Here is a 20,101-nt window from a genome sequence, read left to right on the forward strand (position 1 = left end):
AATAGTGATAATTTCAAGCTTTCGTAGTTATACCTTATAACATCTAGAATCGACTTCATAAGAAAGTATTTGGGTAGAGCGTTTCAAAAATATGTACAGTAATGCGATTTTGAAAACGGATTCATAATTGTGTTGTACAGTTGGTTGTAAGGAGAGGGGAAACTATGGCAGAACAGACAGTCCGTGTAACCGTCGATGGTAAAGAATTTTCTGCATCAGGTGAAAAGACGATACTACAATTATTTAACGAGAGTAATTTGGAACATCCTCAAATTTGTCATGTACCAGAAGTAGATCCAATTCAAACTTGTGATACGTGTATTGTAGAAGTAAATGGGAAGTTAATGCGTGCTTGTTCAACGAAATTAGAGAATGGTATGCATATTGAAAGACAGTCCCAGCGTGCAAAAGAGGCACAGACTGAGGCAATGGATCGGATATTAGAGAATCATTTATTGTATTGTACTGTTTGTGATAACAATAATGGTAACTGTAAAGTCCACAATACAGTACATATGATGGGGATTGAGGAACAGAAATATCCGTATGAGCCGAAAGTAAGTGCGTGTGAAGTGGATATGTCACATCCATTTTATCGATATGATCCAAATCAATGTATTGCTTGTGGGCAGTGTGTAGAAGTATGTCAAAACTTACAAGTGAATGAAACTATATCGATTGATTGGAGCTTAGACCGTCCACGTGTTATATGGGACAATGGTGTAAGTATAAATGACTCATCTTGTGTAAGTTGTGGGCAGTGTGTAACAGTATGTCCATGTAATGCGTTAATGGAAAAAACAATGCTGGGTGAAGCTGGATTCATGACAGGATTGAAACCGGATGTGTTAGACCCGATGATTGATTTTGTAAAGGATGTAGAACCTGGATATAGTAGTATTTTAGCAGTTTCAGAAGTAGAGGCTGCGATGCGTAAGACGAAAGTGAATAAAACAAAAACAGTTTGTACATTTTGTGGTGTAGGTTGTTCATTTGAAGTATGGACGAAAGACCGCCACATTTTGAAAGTACAGCCTGTTTCAGATGCGCCGGTTAACGGTATTTCCACATGTGTAAAAGGCAAATTTGGATGGGATTTTGTAAATAGTGAAGATCGCATTACGAAGCCATTAATTCGCCAAGGAGATATGTTTGTTGAAGCTTCATGGGAAGAGGCTCTTGAAGTTGTTGCATCCAATATGCAGCATATTAAATCAGAATATGGAAGTGATGCATTTGGATTTATTTCTTCTTCGAAAGTAACGAATGAAGAAAATTATCTTATGCAAAAACTAGCCCGTCAAATATATGGAACGAATAATGTAGACAACTGTTCCCGTTATTGTCAATCTCCAGCAACAGACGGTTTATTTAAAACTGTCGGTATGGGCGGGGACGCTGGAACAGTGAAAGATATTGCGGAAGCAGGCCTTGTCATTATCGTTGGAGCAAATCCAACAGAAGGACATCCTGTACTTGCAACGCGTGTAAAACGTGCACATAAATTACATGACCAAAAATTAATTGTGGCGGACCTTCGTAAACATGAAATGGCAGAGCGTGCGGATTTATTTATTCATCCTCGCCAAGGAACTGATTACGTATGGCTCGCTGGTATTACGAAATATATTATTGATCAAGATTGGCACGATAAAAAGTTCATAGCTGAAAATGTGAAGAATTTTGATGAATATAGCAAAATGGTAGAAAAGTATACGCTTGATTATACAGAAGAAATTACAGGGATTTCGAAAGAAAATCTGAAAGAAATGGCTCGTATGGTATATGAAGCAGATGGTACTTGTGTGCTTTGGGGAATGGGTGTAACGCAAAATACGGGAGGAAGTACAACTTCAGCAGCAATTTCAAATCTATTGCTTGTTACGGGTAACTATCGTCGTCCTGGTGCAGGAGCATACCCATTACGCGGACATAATAACGTACAAGGCGCTTGTGATATGGCAACATTACCAAACTGGCTTCCGGGTTACCAAGCGGTTTCAGATGATGCGCTCCGTGCGAAATTTGAAAAAGCATACGGTACTACAATTCCGAAAGCACCAGGCTTAAATAATATTGCAATGTTACTTGCGGCAGATGAAGGAAAACTGCGTGGTATGTATGTTATGGGTGAAGAAATGGCTTTAGTAGATTCGAATGCCAACCATGTACAACATATTTTAGCGAATTTAGATTTCCTTGTTGTTCAAGATATGTTCTTATCGAAAACAGCTCGTTTTGCTGATGTTATTTTACCGGCAGCACCAAGCTTAGAAAAAGAGGGAACATTTACGAATACAGAGCGCCGTATTCAAAGATTATATGAAGTATTGAAGCCGCTTGGTGATTCAAAACCAGACTGGTGGATTTTACAAAAAGTAGCTCGTGCACTTGGCGGGGACTGGAATTATGAAAGTCCAAGTGAAATCATGGATGAAATCGCATCGCTTGCACCTTTATATTCTCAGGCAACATACGATCGTTTAGAAGGATGGAATAGTTTATGTTGGGGTAGCCATGATGGTAGCGATACACCGCTATTATATGTGCATGGATTTAACTTCCCAGATAAACTAGCTCGTCTATCATTAGATGAATGGGTACCACCAGTTGTAGCGCCAGATGAGTATGATTTACTTTTAAATAATGGACGTATGTTAGAACATTTCCACGAAGGAAATATGACGAATAAATCGGCTGGTATTTTATCTAAAGTATCTGAAGTGTTCGTTGAAATCTCGCCTGAACTTGCCCTAGAGCGCAATGTGAAAGATGGTGGCCTTGTAGAATTAGCATCACCATTTGGGAAAATTAAAGTACAGGCACTTGTTACAGATCGTGTAACGGGGAAAGAGCTATATTTACCGATGCATGCAACGGTAAATGAAGAGGCAATCAATATTTTAACTGGAACGGCGACAGATCTTTATACGTGTACACCAGCGTACAAACAAACGATGGTAAAGATGCGTGTACTACGTGAAAAAGGGAATCGTCCGTTACCATCTTCAAACCCGAGAGATAAAAAGCGTAATCCGCAAAACGGTGTTGAAATCGAGCAAAAATGGCAAAGAAAACAATACGTATCACTTGTGGACTAGGGGGCGGAGATAGTGGCGAAAGAAATTACTATAATTAAAAAGAAAGTTGTAACAGAGGAAGAACAGAAACAGCAATTAGCAGATGAACTTCTAAATGAGCTATCTAATAATCGTGAAGCAGTAGAAGAAACGATGCAGCTTTTAGCACAGTTGCAGAAGGCTGGTATATTAGATGCAGCGATTAGTTTACTTGCTGCGAAGGAAGATGTTTCAAAAATCGCTGTGGAGCAATTAAATCGTGAACCAGTTAAAAATGCACTCAACAATATGATGGGGGCAGGAGAAGCGTTATCTTCAGTTGACCCAGAAATAACGAAGCAAATTACGTCCAGTTTAGTTACAGGATTGCAATTTGCAACAGATGAATTAAATAGTGGTAAAAAAACAAAAGTGATGGATTTCTTTAAAGTATTAAAAGATCCAGATATCAATAGAGCTATTACATTCGGTTTTAGTTTCTTGAAAGCATTTGGACAAGGGCTAGAGAAAAAATAGAATAAATGAAAAAGTGATGGGAAGTAGCCATCACTTTTTTCATTATATGTATAAGAGTGTTCATGTTAAGCGGAATATATTATTATTAAAAAGATGGATTAGAACTGGAAATATGGAATCCATCTCAAATATCGTTTTAGAATGTGGAGGAATATATGCAACACCGTAAAAAACTATCTATACCAGGAGTAATAGGACATTCCTTTCAAACAGTTAAATTTGCTTTTTGGAATGTATTAACTTTTCAACTTGCTTATAAATTATTAGCAGCGATTGTGTTTGTTCCACTATTTGGAATCATTTTTAATAAGTTATTGTATTTTGGTGGTTATGCAAATGCGACAAATGATGAATTATTAGCGTTTTTAAAGACGCCTTATGGGATCTTAGCAATCGTAATTTTATCATTGTTAGCACTGTTTCTTATCTTTACAGAATTTGCGGTGCTTATTATTATTTCGTATTTCGCTCATAAAAGACAGAAGGTGAAATTACGTCCGATTTTATATAAAACGGTAACGTATTTACCTACTCTTTTCACATATTGCTTACCAGGATTTATTTTATATGCTGTCGTATTGTTGCCTCTTTTAAATATGGGATATGAAACGGCATTAATCCCACAAATTCAAATTCCTAACTTTATTACAGGAGAACTGTTTAAGACAACGATGGGACAAGTTGGTTATTACACGTTCTTTGCTGTAGTCGCGTATTTGAATCTTCGATGGATTTTCGTTCTACCTATTGTTGTTTTAGAGCAAAAACCATTTCGCGTGGCAGCACGTAAAAGTGCAACTTTAGTAAAGGAAAGCTTTTTTAAAGTACTATTCTTTTTAGTAGGGTTTTTTATTTCAATTGGAATTGTATATGTCGTGTTTTTAGGAATATATTTATTGTGTCTATGGGGTGTTTATGAATTTACAAACCCGAAAGGAACATTTGCATTATTAGCTGAATCAACGATTTCTGTATTTTTAACGAGCACATTGTATTTATTCAGCTTTATCGTGACGCCATTTTATATTATGGCGATTACGCGATTATACTTACAAAAGGTACCGGTTGAGGATGTTTTATTAGAAGAAGGATTAGATTATTCGAAAACGAAAGCAGATAAATGTTTCTTCCAAAAACATCGTTGGAAATTTATTGGCGTATATATTGTAGGGATTATTACTGCGGGAATGGTAGTTGCCTTCATTGTGACCTTTATTACAAACACATATAAAGAGCCAATTATTATGGCTCATCGTGGTTATATTTCAAAAGGTGTAGAGAATACGAAAGAAGCTGTGCAGGGAGCTATTGATGCGAAAGCAGATTATGCTGAAATTGATGTACTGCAAACGAAAGAAGGTGAACTAGCGGTTATACATGATTTGAAGCTGAAACGTCTCGCAAATGCCAATGTGCATGTGTCAGATTTAACGATGGCTGAGTTAAAGCAGCTTACCCTTAGTCAAGATGGACTTTCAGGACAAATAAGTACACTTGATGAAATCATTAAGCTAGCAAATGGCAAAATCAAACTTAATATAGAAGTGAAGCTTCATGGGGGCGAAAAAGATTTTGTAAACAAAGTCTTAAAAACGATTAAAGATAATGAATTTGAGAAGCAATGTGTAATTCAAACGTTACACTATTCACTTATTAAAGAGTTTAAGCGTGCAAATCCAGATATAAAAGTAGGGTATATATTGTATGCAAGTAGAGCTAACTTAAAGAATGTGAAGGCTGACTTTTACGTAGCAGAAGAATATATGTTAAATAAGAAGTTAGTAAAAGAAGCAAGGAAGTTAAACAAACCAATTTACGTATGGACAGTAAATGATATGGAGAATTTAAAGGCATATTATAAGTTGAACGTAGATGGTATCATAACCGATTACCCTGAAGATGCACGTGAAACAATTAAGATGTTAAAAGAGCAAGAAGCGGAAGAAAGTGATCTGTTTGATAAAATTACTGAAACGACAGATGATTTATTTTCTAAGTTATTTATAAGTTACCCAGCTGCTAGCTAAATGCTAGCAGCTGTTTTTTTGAAAAGAATATATCTCTAAAGTATTGAGTAAAATAATAACTGTATACGTTATCGCTTAGGTTTCTTACATTGTTAAATTATTGTCAAATAATAAAAGGTTGCTGTTTATTTTGAAGAGGTATAATAAAAATAGAGTGATAGATAATGAAATGTCACGAAACCCCCAATAGAATCAATGTTTTATATATTTACACTATTCTAAATATATAAACTTTATAAAAATGTTATGTTAGCGTTTTCATAACTTTTAAGTTATGCTAGAATAAGGACATAAGTTATTAATTATTACAAAAAGAAAAAAGAATCTCTTTTTTCTGTTAATTATAAGGGGGCATTTCATTATGCGTATTGGGGTACCAGCAGAAATTAAAAACAACGAAAACCGTGTGGCAATGACACCAGCAGGTGTTGTACATTTAATTCGTAACAATCACGAAGTATTCATTCAAAAGGGTGCAGGTTTAGGATCTGGTTTCACAGACGCTCAGTATGTGGAAGCGGGAGCAAAAATTGTTGATACAGCTGAAGAAGCTTGGAACATGGAAATGGTTATGAAAGTTAAAGAACCAATTGAAAGCGAATACAAACACTTCAGTGAAGGCTTAATCTTATTCACATACTTACACTTAGCTCCAGAGCCAGAATTAACAAAAGCTTTAATCGAGAAAAAAGTTGTTTCTATTGCATATGAAACAGTACAATTAGAAAATCGTTCATTACCATTACTTGCACCTATGAGTGAAGTAGCTGGTCGTATGGCTGCACAAATTGGTGCACAATTCCTTGAGAAGAACAAAGGCGGTAAAGGTATCTTACTTGCAGGTGTTCCAGGGGTTAAACGTGGTAAAGTAACAATCATCGGTGGTGGACAAGCTGGTACAAATGCTGCTAAAATTGCAGTTGGACTAGGTGCGGATGTAACAATCATCGACTTAAGCGCAGAACGTCTTCGTCAATTAGATGACATTTTCGGAAACCAAGTAAAAACTTTAATGTCTAATCCTTACAATATTGCAGAAGCTGTTAAAGAGTCTGATCTTGTAATCGGTGCAGTATTAATCCCAGGTGCAAAAGCTCCAAAACTTGTAACAGAAGAAATGATTAAATCAATGGAACCAGGTTCTGTTGTTGTAGATATCGCGATTGACCAAGGTGGTATTTTCGAAACAACTGATCGTATTACAACTCATGATAACCCAACTTATGAAAAACACGGCGTTGTTCATTATGCAGTTGCAAACATGCCAGGTGCGGTTCCACGTACATCAACTCTTGCATTAACAAACGTAACAGTACCATATGCAGTACAAATTGCTAACAAAGGCTACAAAGAAGCTTGCCTAGGCAACACTGCATTATTAAAAGGTATTAACACATTAGATGGCTATGTAACATTTGAAGCAGTTGCAGAAGCTCACGGTGTAGAGTACAAAGGTGCTAAAGAATTATTAGAAGCAGAAACAGTATCTTGCTAATAGAAGCATTATACAAAACAAAATCGAACAATATATAAAACAACATGATAAGAGCTAAGAGTGAAGATCTCTTAGCTCTTCTTGGCAAAAGGGGGCATACATCGTGGCCAACCTATTTAAAAAGAAATCCGTTACGCAATTGTTAGGGGAAAGTAAAAGTAAAACTTTGACGAAAACGCTAGGGGCATTTGACCTAACAATGCTAGGGATTGGTGCGATAATTGGTACAGGAGTTCTAGTATTAACTGGATTAGTAGCAGCAAGAGATGCTGGTCCAGCAGTTATTTTTTCATTTATGATTGCAGCCATCGTTTGTGGATTTGCAGCATTATGTTACGCAGAGGTTGCTTCTACACTTCCTGTTTCAGGTAGTGTGTACACATACTCATATGCAACAATTGGTGAGTTTGTAGCTCATTTAATGGGATGGACATTACTATCCGTATATGTTGTAACGACTGCCGCAGTAGCTGGCGGATGGACTGGTTACTTCCATAACTTAGTGAGTGGATTAGGGCTTGAAATTCCAAAAGCACTGCTAACGATTCCGTCTCAAGGTGGTATGGTGAATTTACCAGCAGTTATCGTTACATTAGTTATAACTTGGTTATTATCAAGAGGTACGAAAGAAAGTAAACGTGTGAATAACATAATGGTATTAATTAAAATTGGTATCGTTGTTTTATTCATTGCAGTTGGTGTATTCTACGTGAAACCAGAAAACTGGATACCATTTGCACCGTACGGTTTAAGTGGAGTTTTCGCGGGGGGAGCAGCAGTATTCTTTGCTTTCTTAGGATTTGATGCATTAGCAACTTCTGCTGAAGAGGTAAAAAATCCGCAACGTGATCTACCGATTGGTATTATCGCTTCGTTGGTCATTTGTACAATCATTTATGTTGTAGTTTGTCTCGTTATGACGGGTATGGTTTCTTATAAAGAGCTAGATGTACCGGAAGCGATGGCGTATGTGTTAGAAGTTGTAGGACAAGATAAAGTAGCTGGTATAATCGCAATTGGAGCTGTAATTGGTATTATGGCAGTAATCTTTGCTTACATTTATGCAACGACACGTGTATTCTTCGCTATGAGCCGTGACGGTTTATTGCCAGAATCTTTCGCGAAAATTAATAAAAAGACAGAAGCACCAACATTTACAGTTTGGTTAACAGGAATTGGTAGTGCTTTAATTGCTGGATTTATCGATTTAAAAGAATTGTCAAATTTAGCGAATATTGGAGCGTTGTTAACATTTGCGATGGTTGGTGTGTCAGTTATTATTCTTCGTAAAACACATCCGAAATTACAACGTGGATTTATGGTACCACTTGTACCGATCTTACCGATTATTTCAATTGCATGTTGTCTATTCTTAATGGTAAACCTACCATTAAAAACATGGATGTACTTCGGTGTTTGGTTAGCAATCGGAGTAGTTGTATACTTTGTTTATTCGAAAAAACATAGTCATTTAAAAGACGATGGAAGTTCGCAGGATAATTTAGAACAAGCTAATTAAAAGGGATATAAGTATAGTAAGCCTTGTGCGTCTAGGGAGCGCGCAAGGCTTTTTCTTTTGTTGAAATAAAGGGAATGTATATTACTTTGTTGAATTTTTATGTCGGAATATGAAAAAAGGGTGTGCGAATTGTGCATCCTTTTTTGTATGAGAATATAGAGAGTGCGGAAAATATGTATACGACTTATTAAAATGTGAACGGAATGTTCATAAAAAAAATTCAGATTTCATTGACACATATGAGTGGGTGCTCATATAATAAGAGTATAAGATATATGAATGATTGTTCATATGTTCAATTAAAGAGGTGAGCTATAATGGCTGGAAATAAAGTAGAAACACCACAAGAGACATGTTCTCAAACGATAATTCATGAAGAAGTTGTAGAGCAAGTAAAACAAACAATTCCAACTGATGAAAGTTTAAGTAAAGTAGCAGAACTATTTAAAGTATTAGGTGACCGTACACGTACGAGAATATTACATGCGCTATTTGAAGCTGAAATGTGCGTTTGTGATTTAGCTTATTTATTAGGAATGACACAATCATCTATTTCGCATCAGCTTCGTGTGTTAAAGCAAGCGAAACTTGTGAAGAATCGTAAAGAAGGAAAGGTTGTTTATTATTCGTTAGCTGACCAGCACGTAATTCATATCTTCGAGCAAGCGTTTGAACACGTAAACGAAGAAGAATAAAAAGAACGCGAGGAGGGAGAACGATGGCTGAAGCATTGGTGAAAAAGAAACTGATGTTAGAAGGTTTAGATTGTGCGAACTGTGCAATGAAAATTGAAAAAGGTGTTGGGAATATAGAAGGAGTAAATTCTTGTTCTGTAAACTTCGCAACAAAGACAATGATCTTAGAAACAGCACAAAATAAAGAAAACGAAGTTGTTACGGAAGCAAAACAACTCGTTACAAAATTAGAACCGCATATTAAAGTTCAAGAAGAACAAAAAAATAAAATTGCTAAAGAAGTATTTATATTAGAAGGTTTAGATTGCGCGAACTGTGCAATGAAAATTGAAAATAAAGTGAAGGAAATGCCAGCTGTCTCAGAAGCAACTGTTGATTTCGTATCGAAGAAATTACGAGTAGAAGTTGCGAATAAAAGAGAACTAGAAGCGACTGTAGCAAATATAACAAATGTCGTTCAAAAGTTAGAACCAGATGTGAAAGTTGTTCGTGAAGAGAAGAACGGTCATGACCACGGACATAGTCACGATCATGGTGAAGCGAATGTGAAAAAGATGGTAGGGAGATTAGTAGTCGGCGGAATTTTGACAGCAATTGCTGCATTAGCGGGCTTACCACAAATGGTAACAATTCCGTTATTCGTCCTTGCTTATTTATTAATAGGTGGAGATATCGTTTGGAGAGCGGTAAGAAACATAACTCGTGGCCAAGTATTTGATGAAAACTTCTTAATGGCAATTGCAACTGTAGGAGCTTTTGCAATTCAACAATACTCAGAAGCTGTAGCAGTAATGCTATTTTATCAAGTAGGAGAACTATTCCAAAGCATTGCGGTAAACCGCTCCCGAAAATCAATTACTTCATTAATGGATATTCGTCCTGATTATGCGAATGTAAAGGTTGGAAATGAAACGAAACAAGTATCACCAGAAGATGTACAAATTGGCGATTATATTGTCGTTAAGCCAGGTGAGAAGGTGCCGTTAGACGGAAAAGTAATTGAAGGAACATCAATGGTAGATACTTCAGCATTAACAGGTGAATCTGTACCACGTGAAGTAGAAGTTGGAAATGATGTATTAAGTGGCTTTGTGAACCAAAATGGTGTGTTGACAATTGAAGTTACAAAAGAATTCGGTGAATCCACTGTATCAAAAATTTTAGATTTAGTTCAAAATGCAAGCAGTAAAAAAGCACCAACGGAAAACTTTATTACGAAGTTTGCACGTTACTACACTCCAGTTGTAGTTATTACAGCGGCGATCATGGCGTTTATTCCACCACTTATTTTAGAAGGAGCTACATTCTCTGAGTGGATTTATAGAGCTTTAGTGTTCTTAGTAATCTCTTGTCCATGTGCGTTAGTTGTATCCATTCCTCTTGGATTCTTTGGAGGTATTGGTGGTGCATCTAAAAGTGGTGTGTTAGTAAAAGGTAGTAACTATTTAGAAGCTTTAAATGATGTAAAATATATTGTTTTTGACAAAACAGGAACATTAACAAAAGGTGTTTTCAAAGTTACAAAAATGGAACCGAGCGAAGGTACTACAAGTGAAGAGTTATTAGAGTATGCGGCATTTGCTGAAGTATATTCTAACCATCCAATTGCCCAATCTATTCGAAAGGCATATGGAAAATCAATTGATGAAAAAATAATCGATGATTATAACGAAATTTCTGGTCACGGTACAGTCGTAAAAGTACAAGGAAAAGAAATTTTTGCAGGTAATGCAAAATTAATGAGAAAAGAAAATATTGAATTTAAGCAACCAGAAACAGTAGGTACATTAGTTCACGTTGCTGTAGATGGAAGATATGCAGGTTATATTGTTATCTCTGATGAGGTAAAAGAGGATTCTAAACAAGCGATTCAAAAGTTAAAAGAACTAGGTATTAAAAAGACAGTAATGTTAACTGGTGATGCAAAACCAGTTGGTGAAGCTGTCGGTAAAGAATTAGGCTTAGATGAAGTTCATGCGGAATTACTACCGCAACAAAAAGTAGAAGAGATTGAAAAAATTGATGCAGCGAAACACGGAAAAGAAAAAATTGCCTTCGTTGGTGACGGTATTAACGATACACCAGTATTAGCCCGTGCAGACGTTGGTATTGCGATGGGTGGTTTAGGATCAGATGCAGCAATTGAAGCGGCAGACATTGTTATTATGACTGATGAGCCTTCAAAAATTGCGACAGCTGTAAAAATTGCAAAACGTACAAGAAGTATAGTGTGGCAAAATATTATCTTTGCTTTAGGTGTAAAAGGGATCGTTTTATTACTTGGTGCCTTTGGTATTGCAACAATGTGGGAAGCTGTTTTCTCAGATGTTGGTGTGACACTACTTGCAGTGTTAAATGCAATGCGTGTATTACGAGTGAAAGATTTATAAAAAAGAGGACGCGACCCGCGTCCTCTTTTTTATTGGTGATTTTGTTGAAATTGACTCAATAAAATAATACCAAATATTATTTTAATTTTAAATAGTGTGATATTAAAATTTACAAATAAAATACATTCGTCTTATTATTTTAATATATTTTTTACAAATATCCATATAGTATTGAAAAAACAGAGAAGGGGAAACTTCTCTGTTTACTTTTGTATGTTTTTTTCAACTTGTTCTCGAACTGTTTGAATGTAATTCATTTTATGATCCCAGCACTCTTGGCTTAAATCGACAGGGTATTCTTCAGGATTTAAAGTTCGCATATATTCTTCCCAAAATAGAGAGAGACTCTGCTCGTTATATTGTTGAATATCTAATATACTTGGCAGTTCATATGTTCTTTCACCGTTAACGAAAATGTCTTTATGCAGTTCACGGGCTTCAAAGTTTGTTACGAATTTACTTATATATGTGTGAACTGGATGGAACATTTTTAAGCGCTCTTCTTTTCCAGGTTCTTCAGAATCTAATGCAATATAATCGCCTTCTGCATGATCGTTAACTCGATTGATAATACGATAAATTCGTTTCAGTCCTGGAGTGGTAATTTTTTCAGGATTAGATGAAATTTTAATCGTATCATTTAATTTTCCGTCAGTATCCTCAATCGCAACTAGTTTGTAAACAGCTCCTAATGCAGGTTGCTCAAAGGACGTAATTAATTTCGTCCCAACGCCCCATACGTCAATTTTTGCTCCTTGAGATTTAAGGTGCATAATTGTGTATTCATCTAAATCGCTAGAAGCGATAATTTTTGTATTTGTAAACCCTGCTTCATCTAGTAGTTTTCGTGCCTTTTTCGATAAATAAGCCATATCACCACTATCAAGACGTATGCCATAGAAATCAATACGATCCCCAAATTCTTTTGCAACACGAATTGCATTTGGAACACCAGATTTCAATGTGTCATAAGTATCAACGAGAAAGACGCACTTTTTATGAGTTTCAGCGTATTTTTTAAACGCGACGTATTCATCGCGATATGCTTGAACGAAAGAGTGAGCGTGTGTGCCGGCTACAGGGATCCCAAAGCGTTTCCCAGCACGAACGTTGCTTGTAGAGGAGAAACCACCAATAAAGGCAGCACGCGTCCCCCAAAGGGCAGCATCGAACTCATGGGCACGTCTTGTGCCGAACTCTAAAAGCTCATCATTACTTGCAGCATGTTTCATACGAGCTGCTTTTGTTGCAATTAATGTTTGGTAATTCACAATATTTAAGAGGGCAGTCTCAATAATTTGTGCTTCACCAAGTGGTGCATCAACACGTAATAAAGGCTCGTTATTAAATACAACTTCCCCTTCTTGCATACTGCGAATCGTCCCAGTGAATTTCATATTTTGTAAATAATGAAGGAATTCTTCTTCAAATTGTAATTCTGCTAAATAAGCGATATCGCTTTCAGTGAAACTGAAATTTTCTATGTACTCTACAATTTTCTCAAGGCCAGCAAAAACAGCGTAGCCGTTCTCAAATGGAAGCTTTCGAAAATATAAATCAAAAACAGAACGGCGATTATGAATACCATCTTTCCAATATGTATAAGCCATGTTGATTTGATATAGGTCTGTATGTAAGGCATAACTATCGTCTTTATAATGAGTCATCGCGAGAACACCTCCATAATTTGGTTATAGTATACCAATTTTTCACCATTCGTAGCAAAGAAGAGATATTGATGTGAAGTCAAGAGAGAAAAAAATGAAATTATGCATATTTTTTAGAAAATTTATATTTATCAATTTATATTTCTCCAGATTTTATGTATTATTAGAGTAATGGGGGTAATGAGAATGGAGGAGGACAATGCAACAAACATTAGAAAAAATAGGCAAACAAGTCTTTTATAAACGGCTACAGCAAAAAATGACACAAGAAGAATTATGTCAGGGCATTTGTTCTGTCTCATACTTAAGTAAGATTGAAAATGGAAAGATTGAAGCATCAGAAGAAATTCTACAATTGCTCTGCACAAGACTAGAAATTGCTGTGACGGATTTGAGAGATGTAGAAGAAGATGTGAAGGGGAAGCTGGACGAATGGTTGAATGCACTAGTTCATTTGGACAAGCAACAAGTAGAACGTATATATGAAGAGTTGCAAGGTGAAATGAAGCATGTGTTGGATTTTGAAATTATAAATTATTATAAACTGCTGTATACACGTTATTTAATTATGAAAAGGGATTTTCCTGCTGTCGAAAAAGAGTTAGAGAGCTTAAAGAAGATGTACAAAAAGTATTCACCATTCCAAAAATTATTATATACGTATAGCAAAGGGTTATATTATTTTTTACAACATAGATATAAGAAGGCATTGGAGTATTTGACTCGAACAGAAGTAATGGCAAAGGAACAAGGTTATCATGAGAATGGAATATATTTCAATTTGGCTCTTGTTTATAATGAATTAGAAGTTGAACATATGACTTTACATTTTGCTAATGTAGCAATGGAAGGATTTAAGAATGAATATAAATTCCGTTATGTGATAAATTGCCAGTTACTTATTGCATTGAGTTATATACAAAAAAAACAATATAATGAAGCACTATCTATTTATAATAATATTTTGAGGGAAGCAAATTCTTTTGCTGATAAAGAAAGTATAACAGCTATTGCTTTAAATAATTTAGGCTTCTTGTACTATAACTTAAAAGAGTATGCAAAAGCAAAAGATTATTATTTACAATGCCTAAAGTACAAAAAGGAAGAGGATTTAAATTATATTGATGCAGTGTATGAGATCGCTTTGCAGTGTATTGAATTAAAAGAATTTGAAGAAGCGAAAGATTGGATTAATAAAGGGGTAGATGTTGCCAAGAGGGATGAAAAGTATAAAAGTATGCTATATATACTTTCAATGCTTAAGAATAAATACTTTGAAACGAAAGATGTTTATAAAAGATTTTTAGAAGTTGAGGCAATCCCATTTTTTAGAGGCGAAGAAAATAAAAAGGAATTAAAAATGGTGTATTTAGAACTAGCAGGATATCACGAGGAATTACTAGAATTTAAGGAAAGTAATAACTACTATAAATTAGCAATTAATTTATTAGAAGAAAAGGGAGGAAAATAATATGAAAAAAATAATTATTGGTGCTTTGGCTTTGGTAGCTGTATTAGTGGTATTGGAACCGCAATATGCTTGGACATCGGATATTTATGGTCAAGGAGAAAAAGTAGTAGAATTAATAAATTCTTAACAGAAACCCCTTTCCAACAGGAAAGGGGTTTTTCAATATTTGTTCCTCAAAATTCTACAAAACTTGAGAAATAAATTAATTGAATTTTTAGTATATTAATAGTGAAAACATAATGCTAATATAAAACTACTCTTTTTCAAAAAAAATTTTATTAGGGGGAAGGTTCATGAAAAAGAAAAGTTTAGCGTTAGTGTTAGCGACAGGAATGGCAGTTACTACGTTTGGAGGGACAGGCTCTGCATTTGCGGATTCTAAAAATGTACTCTCTACGAAGAAGTACAATGAGACAGTACAGTCACCTGAGTTTATTTCTGGTGATCTAACTGGAGCGACTGGTAAGAAAGCAGAATCTGTTGTGTTTGATTACTTAAACGCAGCAAAAGGTGATTACAAGTTAGGGGAAAAGAGTGCGCAAGATTCTTTCAAAGTGAAACAAGTGAAGAAAGATGCTGTAACTGATTCAACAGTAGTACGTATGCAACAAGTTTACGAAGGAGTGCCTGTATGGGGTTCTACTCAAGTGGCTCACGTAAGTAAAGACGGTTCTTTAAAAGTATTGTCTGGAACAGTTGCACCTGATTTAGACAAAAAGGAAAAGTTGAAAAATAAAAATAAGATTGAAGGCGCAAAAGCAATTGAAATCGCGCAGCAAGATTTAGGGGTAACGCCAAAATATGAGGTAGAACCAAAAGCGGACTTATATGTATATCAAAATGGCGAAGAAACAACATATGCATACGTTGTAAACTTAAACTTCTTAGATCCAAGTCCAGGAAACTACTACTATTTCATTGAAGCAGACAGCGGTAAAGTATTAAATAAATATAATAAATTGGATCATGTAGCAAATGAAGATAAATCACCAGTTAAGCAAGAGGCTCCTAAACAGGATGCAAAAGCAGTAGTAAAACCTGTAACAGGAACAAATAAAGTAGGAACTGGTAAAGGTGTATTAGGAGATACGAAATCACTTAATACAACGTTATCTGGTTCATCTTACTACTTACAAGATAATACGCGCGGAGCAACGATTTTCACATATGATGCGAAAAATCGTACTACATTACCAGGAACTTTATGGGTAGATGCAGATAATGTTTTCAATGCAGCGTATGATGCAGCGGCAGTAGATGCTCATTACTATGCAGGTAAAACATATGACTATTATAAAGCTACATTTAATAGAAACTCTATTAATGATGCAGGAGCACCATTAAAATCAACAGTTCATTACGGAAGTAAGTATAATAATGCATTCTGGAACGGCTCACAAATGGTATACGGAGATGGTGATGGTGTAACGTTCACTTCATTATCTGGTGGAATTGATGTAATTGGCCACGAATTAACGCATGCTGTTACAGAGTATAGCTCAGATTTAATTTATCAAAATGAATCAGGGGCATTAAATGAAGCTATTTCAGATGTTTTTGGTACATTAGTAGAGTATTATGATAACCGTAACCCAGATTGGGAAATTGGTGAAGATATTTATACGCCTGGTAAAGCTGGAGATGCGCTTCGCTCTATGAGTGATCCAACGAAATATGGTGATCCAGACCACTACTCTAAGCGTTATACTGGTACTAGTGACAATGGTGGCGTTCATACAAACAGCGGTATTATTAACAAAGCAGCTTATTTATTAGCGAATGGTGGTACGCATTACGGTGTTACTGTGAATGGCATTGGTAAAGATAAAGTAGGAGCGATCTATTACCGTGCAAATACGCAATATTTCACTCAATCTACTACTTTTAGTCAAGCGCGTGCTGGATTAGTACAAGCTGCAGCGGATTTATATGGTGCTAGCTCTGCAGAAGTAGCAGCAGTTAAGCAATCATATAGTGCTGTTGGTGTAAACTAAGACTTTAAGAGATAGTTATTAATAAAATACCTCAAAAATAAAGAAGGAGCCTATGCTCCTTCTTTATTTTTTTCTCCATTTTTTCCACAAATAAAACAATCCAATAGCGCCTGCGATTGTTACAATCCACTTTGCTTCATTTGTTCCATTTATAACGTGATATGCAGAATATACTTCAATCAATAAGGCCGGTATTTTCCCTATTGTGCTGGCAATACTGAAGGAGAGTAATGACATCTTACCTAGAGCCGCAAATAAAGTCACGATACTTGATGGGATGAAAGGTATCAATCGAAACGATAGAACGAGTAGAAAGGCCTCTCTACCTTCTACATAAAGAAGACGCTCTACCTTTGGATACTTATTTACTTTATCGTGAGTGAACTTTTGAAGGCCCATGCGGTAAATATAAAACGAGATAATAGCCCCTAATGCTTCGCCTACGATCGAAATAACAGTACCATTTGTTACGCCAAAGAGCTGTATATTAATGGCGGTTAAAAAAATACTAGGGATAAAACCTAAAAGACTAATGATGATGTTAATTAAGATACTAAGTGGAATTGCGATTGAATAGTATTCTGTTAAGAAATTTTGAATCGTTTCAGCCATTGTTTAAAATCCTTTATCTTTTTTTGCATTACACCATATTTCGATTATATAGGCAAGGATAAATTTACATAATGTAGAAAACGTTGATAAAACACTGTTAATATACTATATAAGGGTATTGGGTATATTAAGTAAGGGGTATATTTTTATTTTTAATAAACCACCGTATAAACCCTTTAGATATGGGGTTTATACGGTGGTTTTAGGGATGGATTAAATCGGGAAATAATCATAAAAATATAGGGGTATATTTATAGAAGGGGAGAAAATAGCGATTCTATGAAAATCGGTTGATAATATGGCAAAATAGGTGAGGAATTTAAAAAATGTGTATGTTTTTTCGTGTGAAATTGACTTTTAGTGAAGTTGAGATAATAATCATGGAAGAGGTGATATGATGAAACGAATAAGCAGTCTTTTCTTCAGTAGTTTATTGGCATTAATGCTGATCTTAAGCGGATGTGCAGGAAAAGAACAAAAGCCAGAGAAACAGACAGGGAATCAAGCTACATCGGTAGAAAAAATCAGTGATAATATTTTAGATGAAATGGAAGGACCACCTAAAAATGGTCATACGATTGAAAGACATGTAGGCAAGTCAGAAGAGGATTTGAAGAATCGCTTGAAGACAGATAAAGTGTCAGCTGCAAGTACATACTATGATAAAGAAACAGCGACGAAAGCTGTAAAAGATAGCTTGAAGCAACACGACAAGGAAATTCAAGATTGGTTAAAAAATTCTAAAGAGGCTCGTCTCGTATTAAATACAACTCATTCATTCCCGGTTGGAAAAACGGTAATAAAGAAAAATATGAGTGTAAAAGACAAGTTAGTAAAAACTGTTACTGTTTTAGCAAGAGATAAGTCAGGGGAATTAGGGTTTAAGATTATTACTTCTTATCCATCTGATAAATAAGAAGGGGGAGTACATTATGTATACGACATTACAATACTTTCTTAAATCGTACTGTACGTTAAGTATTCATGAGGATGAAATAGTAAGCGTGATGGAAGAGTTTATTGAACAAGAAGACGAAGAAATCGTTTTGAAATTACGTGATGAATTAATAAATATGAAGAAAAAGAACGCGTGGGAAGTGGCGTGTGTATTAGCTGCGAAGCAAGGAAATCGTATGTGGTCTTTAGAAGAAACGAAAGACCATCTTGAAACTTTTTTACTATTACTGCAAAAGAAAAAGGCGTGATTTAATCACGCCTTTTTCTTTATGTTATTCGGTTAATATTATCTATTCTTTTGGAGCGCTTTTATATACGCTTTTTGAAATTTGTCCATTTGATATTACTTCCCCGTTTTGTGTTACTTTTTTATACGTAACTGCTGTGATTTTATCACTAGTTCTACTAATTACTTGAGAAGAAACTTCAACATTTTTACCAGTATTTGTACCGAAAATGCGTGTAGTAATACTACCTCCATTTGAAAATGCTTGAATATAAATATGATTGCCTGTATTATTTTTAAATTTTAAATCTGGACCATAATCTGCTACTGCTGCATCTTGCCCAAGTGGTAAATAATTTACCGGCATTGAATGATTGCTTCGAGAAACAATGCCTAAATCTGCCCTTAAAGCTGCGCTGTATAATGTACTACTGACTTGGCAAACTCCTCCGCCTGCACTTTGTATTACTTTACCTTGTGAATATACTGCTGCAGATTTATAACCATGTGCAGCATCAGTTACGCCAACGCGGCCGTTAAAACTAAATGTTTCATCAGGTGCGACAATAACCCCACTTAAAGTATTAGCTGACTTATTTACGTTAAATGATTGATTTCCGTTACGGCCAGCCATTGGAGTAGAATATTCAGCAATGACTTCTTTAATACCCATTTTCTGTATGTCTTCTGTAGAACGTTCTGGTTTTATGAATGTAACTGGTAATGTAACATCTGATTTACCAGTAGTAATAGCTTCGTTTGTTAAACTGTTTAGTTTTTCTTTATCAATTTTTTCTCCGTTTTGGCTTTGACTAACATTTACTGTTGAGCCTTCAATACTTAATTCTGCATTAACAGGATTTTTTAATGTTTCATTATATTTATCTTTTATAAAGGTTTCATAAGCTGTTGTATTTAATTGTGGTGTTAATTTATAGTCCCGTTTTAATTCACCGTTTTCAGCTTGCTTACGCATTTTGTAACGATTCATTACGTTTCCTTCTTGTTCTTTGAATATTTTGTCAATAATATCTTTCTCTTTATAATTTACCCCTAAATCTTTCCATGTGTAAGTTTGTTTATCGTTTTGGAATATGTAGGTAAGGGATTTTTGATCTAATTCAGTTACCTTTTGATTAATAATTGCTTGAATGTCTTTCTTATTTTTTCCATCGAGAGAAATACCTTCAAATGTAGTATTTGGTAATGCAGTAGTATCTAATTGATTATTTAATTTGGATACATATTGATATCCCCCAACACCGCCTACACAAAGTAATATGCCCCCGGCAATTGCAGAACCAATCAGTATTTTACTTAGCTTCATTTATTTCCCCCCAGAAATTTATGTATAAATATATGTATTACATTTTTTGTATAAAAATGATGAAAATAACATTATGTACGTACTAGTATACTATTATTTTCACTGCATGTGTAATGTTTTCATAA

Annotated in this window: 15 protein-coding genes; 12 read left to right on the forward strand and 3 right to left on the reverse strand. The window is 35.3% G+C overall.

All coding sequences use genetic code 11. The features are described 5' to 3' along the window. Positions 1 to 164: 164 nt before the first annotated feature. The 7 genes from fdhF to CGQ22_RS25375 all read left to right on the forward strand — a co-directional run bounded on the left by fdhF (position 165) and on the right by CGQ22_RS25375 (position 11,722). Entirely contained in the window at positions 165 to 3,101 is a 2,937-nt protein-coding gene (gene fdhF / locus CGQ22_RS25345; RefSeq protein ID WP_000840683.1) for a formate dehydrogenase subunit alpha, read from the forward strand. A 12-nt stretch (positions 3,102 to 3,113) separates the two neighbouring features. Beyond that, the gene (locus CGQ22_RS25350; protein ID WP_001040507.1) at positions 3,114 to 3,596 is read left to right on the forward strand and encodes a helical membrane plugin domain-containing protein; all 483 of its coding nucleotides are present in this window, start codon (positions 3,114 to 3,116) and stop codon (positions 3,594 to 3,596) included. A gap of 155 nt (positions 3,597 to 3,751) precedes the next feature. Next, positions 3,752 to 5,623, forward strand: coding sequence for a glycerophosphoryl diester phosphodiesterase membrane domain-containing protein (locus tag CGQ22_RS25355; protein ID WP_089149518.1), 1,872 nt, complete (start codon positions 3,752 to 3,754; stop codon positions 5,621 to 5,623). Between the two features lie 361 nt (positions 5,624 to 5,984). Continuing rightward, complete coding sequence (gene ald / locus CGQ22_RS25360) at positions 5,985 to 7,118, forward strand: alanine dehydrogenase (protein ID WP_001219744.1); 1,134 nt, start codon at positions 5,985 to 5,987, stop codon at positions 7,116 to 7,118. A gap of 103 nt (positions 7,119 to 7,221) precedes the next feature. Next, positions 7,222 to 8,637: an amino acid permease gene (locus CGQ22_RS25365; protein WP_001284891.1), complete on the forward strand. Its 1,416-nt coding sequence runs from the start codon at positions 7,222 to 7,224 to the stop codon at positions 8,635 to 8,637. Between the two features lie 317 nt (positions 8,638 to 8,954). Beyond that, the gene (locus tag CGQ22_RS25370) at positions 8,955 to 9,332 is read left to right on the forward strand and encodes an ArsR/SmtB family transcription factor (RefSeq protein ID WP_000918378.1); all 378 of its coding nucleotides are present in this window, start codon (positions 8,955 to 8,957) and stop codon (positions 9,330 to 9,332) included. A 23-nt stretch (positions 9,333 to 9,355) separates the two neighbouring features. Beyond that, positions 9,356 to 11,722: a heavy metal translocating P-type ATPase gene (locus CGQ22_RS25375; protein ID WP_089149519.1), complete on the forward strand. Its 2,367-nt coding sequence runs from the start codon at positions 9,356 to 9,358 to the stop codon at positions 11,720 to 11,722. 203 nt (positions 11,723 to 11,925) lie between these two features. Here the strand turns inward: CGQ22_RS25375 and CGQ22_RS25380 are convergent, their stop codons facing one another. Beyond that, complete coding sequence (locus CGQ22_RS25380) at positions 11,926 to 13,389, reverse strand: nicotinate phosphoribosyltransferase (protein ID WP_000150187.1); 1,464 nt, start codon at positions 13,387 to 13,389, stop codon at positions 11,926 to 11,928. Positions 13,390 to 13,588: 199 nt separating this feature from the next. Between CGQ22_RS25380 and CGQ22_RS25385 the strand changes: the two genes are divergently transcribed. From CGQ22_RS25385 to CGQ22_RS25390, 3 genes are all read left to right on the forward strand, one after another. Then, on the forward strand, positions 13,589 to 14,860 hold the full coding sequence (locus CGQ22_RS25385) for a helix-turn-helix domain-containing protein (protein ID WP_089149520.1): 1,272 nt from the start codon (positions 13,589 to 13,591) through the stop codon (positions 14,858 to 14,860). Between the two features lies 1 nt (position 14,861). Then, the gene (locus tag CGQ22_RS31710; protein ID WP_000720172.1) at positions 14,862 to 14,987 is read left to right on the forward strand and encodes an NprX family peptide pheromone; all 126 of its coding nucleotides are present in this window, start codon (positions 14,862 to 14,864) and stop codon (positions 14,985 to 14,987) included. 166 nt (positions 14,988 to 15,153) lie between these two features. Beyond that, a complete protein-coding gene (locus CGQ22_RS25390; RefSeq protein WP_000730379.1) occupies positions 15,154 to 16,854 on the forward strand; it encodes a M4 family metallopeptidase in 1,701 nt (566 codons plus the stop codon). Between the two features lie 63 nt (positions 16,855 to 16,917). On the opposite strand, the gene CGQ22_RS25395 is transcribed toward CGQ22_RS25390, so the two are convergent. Continuing rightward, a complete protein-coding gene (locus CGQ22_RS25395) occupies positions 16,918 to 17,466 on the reverse strand; it encodes a TVP38/TMEM64 family protein (protein WP_000852223.1) in 549 nt (182 codons plus the stop codon). A gap of 397 nt (positions 17,467 to 17,863) precedes the next feature. Here CGQ22_RS25395 and CGQ22_RS25400 point away from each other — a divergent pair, with 397 nt between their 5' ends. After that, positions 17,864 to 18,382 carry an RNase A-like domain-containing lipoprotein gene (locus CGQ22_RS25400; protein ID WP_000822689.1) on the forward strand — a complete coding sequence of 173 codons (519 nt, stop codon included), beginning with the start codon at positions 17,864 to 17,866 and terminating at the stop codon, positions 18,380 to 18,382. 16 nt (positions 18,383 to 18,398) lie between these two features. After that, on the forward strand, positions 18,399 to 18,671 hold the full coding sequence (locus tag CGQ22_RS25405) for a hypothetical protein (RefSeq protein ID WP_000288805.1): 273 nt from the start codon (positions 18,399 to 18,401) through the stop codon (positions 18,669 to 18,671). 42 nt (positions 18,672 to 18,713) lie between these two features. Here the strand turns inward: CGQ22_RS25405 and CGQ22_RS25410 are convergent, their stop codons facing one another. Continuing rightward, complete coding sequence (locus CGQ22_RS25410; RefSeq protein WP_089149521.1) at positions 18,714 to 19,976, reverse strand: VanW family protein; 1,263 nt, start codon at positions 19,974 to 19,976, stop codon at positions 18,714 to 18,716. Between the last annotated feature and the right edge of the window lie 125 nt (positions 19,977 to 20,101).

This window comes from Bacillus sp. M13(2017), from assembly GCF_002218325.1.
Lineage (GTDB): Bacteria > Bacillota > Bacilli > Bacillales > Bacillaceae_G > Bacillus_A > Bacillus_A thuringiensis_K.